Here is a 12,621-nt window from a genome sequence, read left to right on the forward strand (position 1 = left end):
GAAATATTTGAACAATTTCGCAGTTTTGGTGCGCTATCACAGGCAAGTTAACCTATCAAAATTTGCTCAGCATTCCATTTTTCGCTAGATTGTTCTCTTGAATAAAAGAACATTGGATGTAATTTTTTTACAAGGCAGGACGACAATGAACGAGAAATATTCTGCGCTCAAAAGCAACGTTAGTATGCTTGGGCATCTGCTAGGGAATACTATCCGTGATGCTCACGGAGATGAAATCCTTGCGAAAGTGGAGACCATTCGTAAGCTTTCCAAATCCGCCCGCGCAGGCAATCAATCGGACCGAAACAATCTGATTGAAGAAATAAAAAACCTTCCAGATGAACACCTAACGCCAGTAGCACGCGCGTTTAACCAGTTTTTGAATCTGACCAATATTGCCGAGCAGTACCACACTATCTCACGCCACTGTGAATCTCATATAAATGAGCCTGATGCCCTCAATAGCCTATTTACAAAACTACAAGAAAACAGCGTCAGTAAACTCGACGCCGCACAGGCTATTCGTGATCTTAACATCGAGCTCGTACTCACAGCGCACCCAACCGAGATCACTCGTCGCACCATGATTAATAAATTGGTGAAAATTAACGAGTGTCTTTCTAAGCTAGAACACAGCGATTTAGTGCCTAAAGAACGCCAAAAAACCGAGCGTCGTCTTGAGCAGCTGATCGCACAAAGCTGGCACTCTGATGTGATTCGTAAGCAACGCCCAACCCCGCTTGATGAAGCGAAATGGGGATTTGCCGTTGTCGAAAACTCGCTATGGGAAGCGGTTCCTGAGTTTCTGCGCGAACTCAATGACAAACTTAAAGAACACCTAGATGAAGGGCTGCCTATTGACGCACGCCCTGTTCACTTCTCTTCATGGATGGGGGGAGACCGTGATGGTAACCCATTTGTGACTCATACCATTACTCGCGAAGTGTTATTGCTTTCTCGTTGGAAAGCCGCTGATCTCTACTTAAACGACATCAACGAGTTGATCAGTGAGTTATCGATCACGAAGTGTAACGATGCCGTTCGTCAGTTAGCGGGTGAAGATGAGCATGAACCCTATCGTGCGGTATTAAAACAGCTGCGTAGCATACTGGTTGAAACCAAAGAAATTTTAGACGCTAAACTGCACGGACAAGAACTGTCGGTTAAAGCGCCGCTGCGACATCTTGACCAGCTTTGGGAACCATTGTACGCGTGTTATCAATCCCTTCATGAGTGTGGCATGGGCGTTATCGCTGACGGTTCTCTGCTGGATACCTTACGCCGCGTCAAAGCATTTGGTGTTCACTTAGTACGCTTAGATATTCGTCAAGAGAGCACTCGCCACTCGGACGTTCTTTCTGAACTGACTCGTTACCTTGGTCTTGGTGATTATGATCAGTGGAGCGAGCAAGATAAAATTGCCTTCTTAACCAATGAACTGAGCTCAAAACGCCCATTACTACCGCGTGACTGGCAGCCATCAGAACCGGTTAAGGAAGTTCTCGATACCTGTCGTATTATCGCGGCGCAGCCTCGTGAATCGTTTGGTGCGTATGTCATCTCGATGGCACGCACAGCCTCGGATGTCCTCGCTGTTCATTTACTTCTCCAAGAAGCCGGCTGTCCATACCGTATGGACGTGTGCCCACTGTTTGAAACGCTTGATGATTTGAACAATGCAGAAGCCGTCATTAAACAGTTGATGAGTATCGACTTGTATCGTGGCTTTATTCAGAACCATCAAATGGTGATGATCGGTTATTCCGATTCGGCGAAAGATGCCGGTGTGATGGCGGCAGGCTGGGCACAATATAGCGCGATGGAAAAACTGGTGGCAGTTGCAGAAGGTGAAGGCATTGAGCTAACACTGTTCCATGGCCGTGGTGGTACCGTTGGACGCGGCGGCGCACCTGCACACGCGGCGCTACTTTCTCAACCACCAAAAAGCTTGAAGAGTGGCCTGCGCGTAACAGAACAAGGCGAGATGATTCGCTTTAAGCTCGGCTTGCCAGACGTTGCTGTCAATAGCTTCAACCTCTATGCAAGTGCGATTCTGGAAGCCAATCTACTGCCGCCTCCGGAACCAAAGCAAGATTGGCGCGACCTCATGGAAACGCTGTCTGATGTCAGCTGTGAAGCTTATCGTAACATCGTTCGTGGCGAGCCAGACTTTGTACCTTACTTCCGCCAAGCCACCCCTGAGCTAGAACTAGGTAAGTTGCCACTCGGTTCTCGCCCATCAAAACGTAACCCGAATGGTGGCGTGGAAAGCTTACGTGCGATTCCGTGGATTTTCTCATGGAGCCAAAACCGTTTAGTACTGCCAGCTTGGCTAGGGGCAGGTGAAGCCATTCAATTCTCGGTCGATAAAGGCCATCAAGCCCTACTTGAGGAGATGTGTCGCGAATGGCCATTTTTCTCCACTCGTCTCGGCATGTTAGAGATGGTGTTCTCTAAATGTAATATCGATATCTCTCGTGACTATGATCAGCGCTTGGTGGATGCCAACTTACTTCCTCTTGGTGAGCGTTTGCGTAAGCAACTACAAAGCGACATCAAAGCGGTGCTTAACGTCGAAAACAACGAGAACTTAATGCAGAGCGATCCATGGGGACTGGAATCTATTCGTTTACGGAATATTTATGTCGAACCATTGAATATGCTACAGGCTGAGCTTCTCTACCGTACACGAAGTACTGAGCAAGCCTCTCCGGACCTCGAAGAGGCATTGATGGTGACGATCGCCGGCATCGCTGCCGGTATGCGTAACACCGGCTAATACTACTAAAAGGGGAAAGCGTAATTGGCTTTCCCCTTTTTTCTGTCTTTTTCCTATCTATCATTTAGCACAAAAATCCATCTATCCTGAATATATAAATACTAATGATACATTCCTCTGCTAAATGTAAATATTGAGTGAATTATCATTTTTTTTATAAATCACTCGTATCTATTCTACCTAATGCTTATTATTTAGATATACTACTCATCCTAGCGAAACAGAATAAAATTTATATTCGCTCCTTTCGGGCTTTCTAGCCTCGATTTCATCTAGGTGATAAACGGCTTTTCTGAGGTGACATTGCCAACACAGTGTTGGCCACTATCGAATAGAACTGAATAAATGTGCCAAAGAAGCACACCAGTGTTCACGATAGTGAGTTTGAAGTTTATTGACTATTTGGATTGAAGACATGTCATTACCGCACGTTATCTTGACCGTACTCAGCACTCGTGATGCAACGGGTTACGATATTACTAAAGAGTTTTCCTCTACCATTGGTTATTTTTGGAAAGCAAGCCATCAACAGGTCTACCGCGAACTCAACAAAATGGCTCAAAACGAGCTCGTCACTTGTGTCCTTGAGCCACAAGAAGGCAAACCAGATCGTAAAGTTTACTCGATCACCGACGCAGGACGAAAAGCGTTAGGCGAATGGTTTGAACAGCCAACAGCTCATCCAACCGTACGCGATGAGTTTTCAGCAAAATTAATGGCATGCGCCGTACAACCATCAGAACTGTTCCGTGTACAACTGGCAGAATTGATTGAAGAATCGAAGAAGTTAATCGCGCACTATAAAGAGATTGAAGCGGCCTACTATCCAACGCCTTCTCTGTTAGATACTCAGCAACGCTTGGAACGTTTAACGCTCCGTCGCAACTTATTTAGCCGCCAAGCGTGGCTTGATTGGGCGCAAGAGACACTGGCTGAGTTAAACGCACTATCACAATAAATCAGTGCAAAGGCAGCATTGAATGATCAGTGAAAAAAGGCGACCAGAAGGTCGCCTTTTTGTGTATTGAATCGTCTGGGCTTTAAATCCCATCACCATTAATGAACGTTTGATTTTTACCGTTAAACTGTTGGTCCATATCAAATGAAGGGCGCTCAGACTTCGGTCGACCGACAATTTTAGCGGGTACCCCAGCAACGGTTGTATGCGGCGGGACAGGTTGCAGAACCACAGAGCAAGAGCCAATTTTCGCCCCCTCACCGACTTCAATGTTGCCGAGGATCTTGGCCCCTGCGCCAATCATCACCCCTTCACGAATTTTCGGATGACGGTCACCGCTCTCTTTGCCTGTGCCCCCTAAGGTCACGTCTTGCAGAATCGATACATCATCCTCAATCACAGCAGTCTCACCGATCACAATACCCGTTGCGTGGTCAAGCATGATGCCGCGTCCAACCTTTGCTGCCGGATGGATATCGACCTGACACGCCACCGAAATTTGGTTTTGCAGATACGTCGCTAACGCTAGACGCCCTTGTTTCCATAACCAATTTGCAACTCGGTAACCTTGTAGCGCGTGATAACCTTTCAAATACAGCAATGGCATCGAATACATTGACACCGCAGGATCTCGATTCACCGTCGCGCAAATATCGCACGCGGCAGATTCGGTGATCGTACAATCGGCGGCGAACGCCTCTTCAATCACTTCTCGAATCGCCATCGCCGGCATGGATGGGGTATTCAATTTATTCGCAAGAATGTAGCTAAGTGCGGACGATAAGCTATCGTGCTTGATGATTGTTGCATGGTAGAAGCTGGCGAGCATCGGCTCTTGCTCGGTTAAGTCACGAGCTTCTCGAACCACCTTCTGCCATACATTCTGTTTTTGACAATGTTTCATTTTCTTTCCTAGGTGGCAAATCCTTCCTGCCTAACGAACCGTTATCTTTCTCAGCGTCAAAGCATCGACCTAATCACACGATTCATTACTGGTTTTCGGTCTTTTTATCACGAGCAAGAAGATCTTGAGCAGCCATTTTGGCATCTTTGCCCTGATATAAAACTTGGTAAATTTGTTCAACGATGGGCATTTCAACTCCCTTACGTTGAGCAAGCATCCACACTTCTTTGGTGTTGCGATAACCCTCAACCACTTGTCCGATATCATCCTGAGCGGTATCAACATCTTTACCTTGGCCCAAGGCCAAACCAAAACGACGGTTTCGCGATTGGTTATCCGTGCAGGTTAACACTAAATCCCCTAACCCTGCCATGCCCATAAAGGTATCAGGTTGGGCGCCTAAAGTAACACCCAGACGAGTCATCTCCGCCAAACCTCGAGTAATCAATGCGGTACGCGCATTCGCGCCAAATCCGATACCATCAGAAATACCAGCACCAATCGCAATAACGTTTTTCACAGCACCGCCAAGTTGCATGCCCGTAAAATCTTTATTGGCGTAGACGCGAAATGTTTTGCTGCAATGAATCTTTTCTTGAAGGTCACGGACAAACTCATCATCCGGCGAGGCCACCGAGATAGCCGTCGGCATACCAACCGCAAGCTCTTTAGCAAAAGTTGGCCCTGACAAGACCGCCAATGAATACTGTTCGCCAAGCACATCATGCGCGACGTCTTGAAGTAGACGCCCCGTTTCTGGCTCGAGCCCTTTGGTGGCCCAACACAAACGTGAATTCGCATGTAAGTAAGGTTTCAGGCTGGTTAGCACGAGACCAAATACGTGGCTTGGTACCACCACAAGTAAGTCTCGGCTAGCGCTGACAGCGCGTTCAATATCCGCTTCAATAATCAGTGACTCAGGAAAACTCACGCCAGGCAAAAACGCCTGATTTTCTCGGTCAGCTTGTAGGCGAGCCATATGTTCAGGTTCATGCCCCCACAACACGACGTTCGCGCCATTACGAGCCAGTGAAATCGCCAAAGAAGTCCCGTAGGAGCCCGCACCAATCACGGTCATAGCAATCTCTTTACCGTAGGCATTATCGATTTTTTCGTTTGTCATTATTCCGCCTGAAAATGAGAGTGAGTGATTATTGTAAACAAAAAATGCACAAGGCAGATCTGAAAATCAGGTGCATTGTGCATTTTTTCATTATTTTGGAGTCAAGCTCCACCGCAATTACGCTTCGGTAGAGGCTTCGCCTTGCGCAGCTTGCTGTTGTAGGTAGTTCATAAACAACGCGTCAAAGTTAACTGGCGCCAAGTTTAGTTGTGGGAAAGTCCCTTTTACAACCAGGCTAGAAATCGTTTCACGTGCGTATGGGAACAAGATGTTCGGGCAGAACGCGCCAAGACAATGAGCAAGTTGGCCTTGCTCCATGCTTTCAGCTGTAAAGATACCACCTTGTTGTACTTCACATAGAAATGCCGTTTCTTCTTCGTTTTTCACTGTCACAGTCAAACGCAAAACAACCTCATAAACACCTTCACCGAGTTCACGGCTTTGCGTATCAAGGTCAAGTTTTACATCTGGATTCCAATCTTTTTGGAACATTTGCGGTGAGTTTGGTGCTTCAAAAGAGACGTCTTTTAAGAAAATACGTTGAATCGCAAAGTTTTGTTGCGCTTCTTGAGGTGCTGCTTCAGCCATATCTAAATCCTTTATTTCAAAATTCAAAGTCTCTCATGAGACTACCCTGAGAAGATGATTTGTGAAGACGTGATGTACGCTTTCTCGTCATAGTCACATTTCTCAGACGCAGCCGCTAAACGAGATTAGCCGCTGCCGAAAAACCGTCGAGAATTATTTTTTCCCGGTTACTAATGGCAAGTTCGCTTCGCTCCAAGCGACCAAGCCGTTTTTAAGCAGGTTAACGTTTTCGAAGCCTGCTTTTGCCAACAGATTGGCACTTTCTTGAGCCGTTTGACCTGTTTTGCATACCACAATGATGGGGTCAGATTTATGGCTTTCAAGGCTACCCAAGTTACCTTGTTTAATATCAGACGGCAAAATGTGAACTGCATCAGTAATGTGGCCTTTGCGGAATTCATCTTTGGTGCGAATATCCACCACAACGCCATTTTCACGGTTCATCAACTGAGTCACTTGCGCCGCACTGATTTGCTTATAAGCTGCAGTGGAAGATTTAAAAATACTGACTAGCAGGGCAATAAACACCCCAACCCAAACCAAACAAAGAATCATATTCTGTTGGAAAAATTCTACATACTCTTGCATATTCTTGCTCTTCACAGATGAGATGAAGGGAGGAAAAGCCTCCCTAATAAAAATTCAGATTGGAGTATAACTGGGATACCGTGCTGAGGCGAGTGTTGGCTTCAATGATTTGAGCCAGAGCGAGTTTATGGCTTTAAGGCAAAACGCACCAAGACAATAGCCGTACCTAGCATGCCACCGAGTAAGGTTGCCAAAATACAAATGAGGGCACGTTTCGGCCCAACTTTTTCTTCAGGCACGACGGCAGGATCGACCGTTTTGAATGCATATTCATCTCGCACTTCCGCCAGCATTAATGACTTCGTTTGATCTTCAATTAACTGGTAAAATACAGATTGCATATCAACAACATTGGTTTTTTCCAACTGCTGCTGCAGGTAGCTAATATTAGTGCGTGATTCGTTGAGAGCATCATTTTTGACTTTACTGTTGAGCTCATCCACCAGCCACGCGACCCATTGCTGCGCAACATACGGTGAAAAGTGAGTAATACTGACCGTCACTAACCCTGTCTCTTTATCTTCAGCGACCGAGAGTAAATCCTTAAAACGCTTGTACGCCTCCCAGTAACTCGGTTTAAGGGAATCCCCCTCTTCATCTTCCTGCCAGGCTTGAGTATCTGAGTTATACAGATCTTGGTTAATGGCCAATTTATTGTGTTTGGCATCCCAATCTTCTGCGGCCATAAGTGGAACCCAAAGGTCATATTTATCAATGAAGGCATTAATAAACTTACGTGATTTGAGTTCAGCCAGTGCCAGCGTTTTATTATCGGTAGAAGAGTCTTTTAGTGAGACGCCCGCCAAAGACGCTAAACCACCAAACTGGCTGGCAACGGCGGCGAGTGACCCAGCTTGCTCACCCTGAGCAGAAACCAGAGTCGCACTGGATTGATAAGTATTCGGTTTTGATAAAGCAAACGCCACACCGAGAATCATAAATAGCGCGGTGACAGCAATAATGATTTTTTTGCCATTCCAAAGGGCAATGATCAACTCTTTTAGGTCGATTTCATCGCTCTCTTTATACAGAGGAATACTCTGTACCTGAGAGATGGATGGCTCGTGAAGAGCAGGGTTACTCATAATTAGCCTCTAAACGACAGTGCCCATTGTTGAGCACTGGAGTAGTTGTATACAAAAGTTATTTAATTGCGCTCCACGCAACACCAATTTGGTACAGAATTTGGGTGGCGGAGGTTAAGGTACTTAAACCATCAAGGTAATCGGTATCGATTGGCACGATGATGGTGTCGCCCGGCTCTAACGGCGTTGATTGGCGACTAAACCAGAACGAGTTGTTCGGAAGATAGACAGATCCATCCGCCCGCACAACATAGATTCTGTCGACATCGGCTTGCTTCTTGGTGCCACCTGCTGCAGAGATATAATCTTCGACAGACATGGCTTGATCGAAGGTATGATTCGAGGCAAATTGCACCTCGCCCATGACACTCACCACTGGACGTTTGGCTGGAATATAGAGCTTGTCGCCTTTTTCCAACATCAGATCCGCGGTTGGGTCTTGCGCTAACGCATCCGGTAAATCAATCACCAAACGCCCCACAGCTTCAGCCTTCGCTAATTGGTTAGCCACCGCCATCGCCTCATTGGGACTCGAAGTGTAACTGGCATTCGCGGTCTGACGTCTTAAGGCCAAGCTACCAATTTCCTGTTTGAGCTTGAGGTTAAGCATTTTTAAGCGCTCTTGCTCTTGGCGTTTCAAGCTATCACGACTAAACACCGCCCCTTGAGGGTAGGCAAAAGAGGTCAAGCCGCCCGCTCTCGTAATGACATCACTAAGGGTTTCCCCACGCTGAAATGCGTAAGTGCCAGGGAACACTACTTCTCCTTGTAGCTCAATGGTGTTGCCTTTTTGCCAATCGGGCTGTGTTTTAATGATGATGTTGTCTTGCGGTTCAATGTTCAGTGCGCTTTGCCCTGCCAATACTTGTTGAGGCGAAAAGCTCTGATGCAACACATTAAAGCTGTCACGCGTTTTTTGATAACGGCTCAATTCCGCTTTATAGAGGTAAGCTTGCTCGGTTAACCCCCCAGCAGCCTCAATAACCGAAGCGAACGTACTGTTTTGGGCAAGTGGATATACCCCAGGGAATTTCACCGCGCCGGTAATTTCTATTAACTTCGCAGGGTCATGAATACTTGCTTGAGCTTTGATCCGTTCAATGATCGGTTTAAGAAGTACTGCACGACTTGATTGCTTAACCACTTCGGCTTTAGCGACCTGTTCCATATCTTCAGAACCAACAGGCTCAGATTCCCGAGTCACCATGGCGCCCGTTTCACGGTCTAGCACTTCAACTTGCTTTGGCGCGATGTTGTTGGCGGACACTTTCCCGTTGCTTTGCCGCTGGTACCAGTAATGGCTATCAATGCCGTTATCAAACACAAACACTTGATCGCCTTCTTGCAGCGCAATGTCATCGGAAGATTGTGGGTGTTGAATGGCTGAAGAAAGATTAAATTGGATCACTCGAATATGACCACTAAGCGGATTTTCACGCACCACGAGAGCGTATTCCAAGTCAGCAGTTTGTTTTAGGTCACGACGAGCATTCGAGACTAAGTCGGTAATTCGCATACCGCGTTTAAAGTTATAAGCCCCCTGACGTACCACTTCACCGCGCAGCGCCACCGCCTGATTCAGTCGATCGCTCATGGCTAAAATCGTCACTTGGTCGCCATTGTGTAACTCAAAGTCCCAATTTTGTGGCTTGGTTAAATCCAGCGTGATCTGGGTTTTCCCTTCGGGGGTATAACGAACAACATTCACTTGCGAAAGAAACGCATTGGCTTGAGTACCACCTGCATATTCAATCAAGGTTTTTATTGTTTTGTGCTGGTTGAGTTCATAGTGTGCAGGACGAAGAACATGTCCGCGAACCACTACGTCATTGGTTTTAAGCGGAACGAAAAGCGTATCGCCCGCCATCAAACGCACATCTTGCGAAGCATCGCCATTCAGCAGCATGTCATAAACATCAAATTCACTCACCACTTTACCGCGGCGTTTTAACTGGATAGCTCGCAAACTGCCGGTATGCTTTATACCTCCAGAAGCGGTGAGTAACTGTGAAATGGTGGTAATGCCATTCACATTATAAGCGCCTGGCTGCTCAACATCTCCAGCCACAAATACCTGCATGGCTCGCAGCGAGCCGAGTGACACTTCGGTTTCCACCCCAATTACTTTGCGCTTTACTAAACCTTTAATGTGCTGGCGAACTTCTTCAAAGCTTTTGCCGGCAACATATTCAGGACCAAGCTCCGGAAAGGTAATTTTACCTTCACGATCCACCTTCAAGCGGTAGTTTTTTTCGGTTTTACCAAACAACATCACCTGAATTTCATCACCAGGGCCGATGACATAATCAAGTGGTACAGGCATATTATCAATCGCCGAAAAATCTCTCGCTTTACCAGCAAACAGGTCATAACCAAACCAAGGTACAGAAGCAGAGCCAGAGACTCCACTACCTTGCGCAATTTGAACCTTAGTGGTCGCACGCTTAGGCGCTTTTACAGGCTCAACCTTCGCCGGTGCTTCCAAGCTTATGCTTGGTGCTGACATATCAACACCTAACTGCTGCGCTACCGCCCGCTGCTGACTTGGCGATAATGACTGAAACTGTGCCACTTGCGCGGCTGTCGGCGTCGCCGCATGCGCTAAATGACCAGTAATTAAAAAAGACAAAATTGCACTATATCGAGCAACTTTGCGAATTAAGCTAGGCATAAATAAACCAATTCCAAACAAAAACTAAAATCTAAACTGATAACGAGACCAAATACTTTGGTCATCAAATGATGAAAACCCCGCGCCAATATTAAAACGGCCACTAAGCAGTGGTAGCTGGTAATTCACCTCAAGGTTCCTTTCGTCTTCTATATAGCCATCGTATTGTTTTGATAAAATAAAACTCAATTGATGGTCGTTACTTAATTGCAGGTAACTGGCGAAAGACATACTGTGCTGATATTGATATCTCCGCGAGACGCTCATCGAATCCGCGACTTTCTCTAATGATAATTGAGACTCATCAGCCACCGTTTGCGACTCAATCACCAAACGCAGCGCATGGTGCTCAAAGCCAATTTGTCCACTCCACCCCAACACATAGGCACCAAGGTCATGCCCCTCTAGTTGCGTTGTTGCCTCGCCGTAAACGCGCTGAGACCAACCCGCCACATTCGGTAAAGCAATTTGAATATCGGCAGATTGCTGAAAGTCGTCTTGTAAACTGGATGGTTGATTTTGCTTATCAAACCAATAATGAGCGCTGTACCCAACTTCAAGCCAAGAGGCCGGTTTGATTTGCGCTCTGTTGGACCAGCGATAGTGGTACCCATCACGGTCTACATCCGTTAACACACTGGTGATATGCCATGCACCCAGTAAGTTTCGCCCACCAGAAGTGAGGTCAACACTGACATCATCGCCACTCGCATCCATAGTCAAGTTATGTTGCCAACTCGGGCCCCACCAACGCGGTAAGTAACCGAGAGTAACGGTCGTGGTATTAAAAACCTGCCATGCTAAATAGCTGCCTTGCCACTGATAGTCATAATCGCTTTGGTCATAAATCGCCTGAGTTGCAATACGATATGCCCAGCGTCTACTGGCATGCTCATAACTGACGCCAAGTGAGGCTTGTTCGTCATCTGGTGCAGCAAAATAACCTTGTCGACAATCGTCACAGCCCGACAAGGTCAATGCACGGTTTCCACGGTTTAATTGCGCACTTGAGCGCTGATATAACACATGCGATCGCGCCATTGTTAGATCATCGCTGTTCGCATCAAGAGCAATGACACCCACCGATGACCAAGGTAATGGGAAAGCATTAACCGGGTTTTCAATCATCCCTGAATCAGCTAATGCTAAAATATCAGAACGCAAAAATGGGTCATTCACTTCCGCCCAAGGAGACGCCACCCCGTTAGCAGAAACAAATAAAAGCACTAGGACTTTTTTATTTTTTACAAAACCCTCACACACCAACGTATTTCAAAACCTATTAAATAATTTGAGTTGGCTAAATCATATTGGAGCCAAATTTTGGAAGCGAAATTATAATAATCTGTTTGTTATTTCAACGAATAATTAACTTGTCTATCAAGTTAATTACATTACAGAACGAGGTACTATTTAATAATCCTTTCTTTACATAGAGATAAAAATAAACATCAATATCTTTCGCAATAAATAACTTATAGATAAAATACTCAAAACATACAGAACAACATGCCAATTAAAATATTTTTTTTGTTTGTACAATAGTTGAGTTGTGAAATAGAATTTTATTGAGGTTTATCTGATATGCCTTAATGGTTATTTTATAAATGAAAGGGAATAGGTAATGAAAAATATTTTTCTAGCCATGCTGATGGTACTAGGCGTTTCTTCTAATGCCTTTGCTGTTGGTGAACAAGCGGCAGCCGCAAGCGCAACAACCAGTGGTACTGCCGCGGGTGCAGGTGCTGCGACAGCGGCGGCTGCTGGCTCAGCAACAGCTGGAGCGGTCGCCGTTGGCGCTGCCGCTGCCGCTGCGGTTGCAGTCGCGTCATCTTCATCAAACGATGGCACAACAGACGGCACTACAAATTAATTTAATATAAATACAGCACCCTAAAGAAGGGATCTTTAGGGTGCTTTTTTAT

The 12,621-nt window shown here is 46.1% G+C and carries 10 protein-coding genes; 3 read left to right on the top strand and 7 right to left on the bottom strand.

Annotated elements, in window-relative coordinates; genetic code table 11:
* Nucleotides 1–145 precede the first annotated feature (145 nt).
* Nucleotides 146–2,779 carry a phosphoenolpyruvate carboxylase gene (gene ppc / locus M1D72_RS20700; RefSeq protein ID WP_390194568.1) on the top strand — a complete coding sequence of 878 codons (2,634 nt, stop codon included), beginning with the start codon at nucleotides 146–148 and terminating at the stop codon, nucleotides 2,777–2,779.
* A gap of 415 nt (nucleotides 2,780–3,194) precedes the next feature.
* Nucleotides 3,195–3,737, top strand: coding sequence for a PadR family transcriptional regulator (locus M1D72_RS20705; protein WP_390194567.1), 543 nt, complete (start codon nucleotides 3,195–3,197; stop codon nucleotides 3,735–3,737).
* Between the two features lie 82 nt (nucleotides 3,738–3,819).
* Here the strand turns inward: M1D72_RS20705 and cysE are convergent, their stop codons facing one another.
* From cysE to M1D72_RS20740, 7 genes are all read right to left on the bottom strand, one after another.
* On the bottom strand, nucleotides 3,820–4,641 hold the full coding sequence (cysE, locus tag M1D72_RS20710) for a serine O-acetyltransferase (RefSeq protein WP_390194566.1): 822 nt from the start codon (nucleotides 4,639–4,641) through the stop codon (nucleotides 3,820–3,822).
* Nucleotides 4,642–4,726: 85 nt separating this feature from the next.
* A complete protein-coding gene (gene gpsA / locus M1D72_RS20715) occupies nucleotides 4,727–5,764 on the bottom strand; it encodes an NAD(P)H-dependent glycerol-3-phosphate dehydrogenase (protein WP_456296376.1) in 1,038 nt (345 codons plus the stop codon).
* A gap of 117 nt (nucleotides 5,765–5,881) precedes the next feature.
* Nucleotides 5,882–6,352 (bottom strand): protein-export chaperone SecB, encoded by a 471-nt coding sequence (gene secB, locus M1D72_RS20720; RefSeq protein ID WP_390194564.1) that lies wholly within the window; start codon nucleotides 6,350–6,352, stop codon nucleotides 5,882–5,884.
* 153 nt (nucleotides 6,353–6,505) lie between these two features.
* A complete protein-coding gene (locus M1D72_RS20725) occupies nucleotides 6,506–6,940 on the bottom strand; it encodes a rhodanese-like domain-containing protein (protein ID WP_390194563.1) in 435 nt (144 codons plus the stop codon).
* Between the two features lie 125 nt (nucleotides 6,941–7,065).
* Complete coding sequence (locus tag M1D72_RS20730; protein ID WP_456296377.1) at nucleotides 7,066–8,025, bottom strand: Wzz/FepE/Etk N-terminal domain-containing protein; 960 nt, start codon at nucleotides 8,023–8,025, stop codon at nucleotides 7,066–7,068.
* A 58-nt stretch (nucleotides 8,026–8,083) separates the two neighbouring features.
* Entirely contained in the window at nucleotides 8,084–10,696 is a 2,613-nt protein-coding gene (locus M1D72_RS20735) for an SLBB domain-containing protein (protein ID WP_456296378.1), read from the bottom strand.
* A 24-nt stretch (nucleotides 10,697–10,720) separates the two neighbouring features.
* Nucleotides 10,721–11,923: a hypothetical protein gene (locus M1D72_RS20740; protein WP_456296379.1), complete on the bottom strand. Its 1,203-nt coding sequence runs from the start codon at nucleotides 11,921–11,923 to the stop codon at nucleotides 10,721–10,723.
* 397 nt (nucleotides 11,924–12,320) lie between these two features.
* Between M1D72_RS20740 and M1D72_RS20745 the strand changes: the two genes are divergently transcribed.
* The gene (locus tag M1D72_RS20745) at nucleotides 12,321–12,569 is read left to right on the top strand and encodes a hypothetical protein (RefSeq protein ID WP_390194559.1); all 249 of its coding nucleotides are present in this window, start codon (nucleotides 12,321–12,323) and stop codon (nucleotides 12,567–12,569) included.
* Nucleotides 12,570–12,621 lie beyond the last annotated feature (52 nt).

This window comes from Vibrio sp. AK197 (genome assembly GCF_053903115.1).

Excerpts from the sequence above, each read along its gene's own strand:
- M1D72_RS20705 (WP_390194567.1), top strand. The coding sequence starts at position 3,195 with ATGTCATTACCGCACGTTATCTTGACCGTACTCAGCACTCGTGATGCA.
- gpsA (WP_456296376.1), bottom strand. The coding sequence starts at position 5,764 with ATGACAAACGAAAAAATCGATAATGCCTACGGTAAAGAGATTGCTATG.
- M1D72_RS20730 (WP_456296377.1), bottom strand. The coding sequence starts at position 8,025 with ATGAGTAACCCTGCTCTTCACGAGCCATCCATCTCTCAGGTACAGAGT.
- cysE (WP_390194566.1), bottom strand. The coding sequence starts at position 4,641 with ATGAAACATTGTCAAAAACAGAATGTATGGCAGAAGGTGGTTCGAGAA.
- M1D72_RS20725 (WP_390194563.1), bottom strand. The coding sequence starts at position 6,940 with ATGCAAGAGTATGTAGAATTTTTCCAACAGAATATGATTCTTTGTTTG.
- M1D72_RS20735 (WP_456296378.1), bottom strand. The coding sequence starts at position 10,696 with ATGCCTAGCTTAATTCGCAAAGTTGCTCGATATAGTGCAATTTTGTCT.
- ppc (WP_390194568.1), top strand. The coding sequence starts at position 146 with ATGAACGAGAAATATTCTGCGCTCAAAAGCAACGTTAGTATGCTTGGG.
- secB (WP_390194564.1), bottom strand. The coding sequence starts at position 6,352 with ATGGCTGAAGCAGCACCTCAAGAAGCGCAACAAAACTTTGCGATTCAA.
- M1D72_RS20745 (WP_390194559.1), top strand. The coding sequence starts at position 12,321 with ATGAAAAATATTTTTCTAGCCATGCTGATGGTACTAGGCGTTTCTTCT.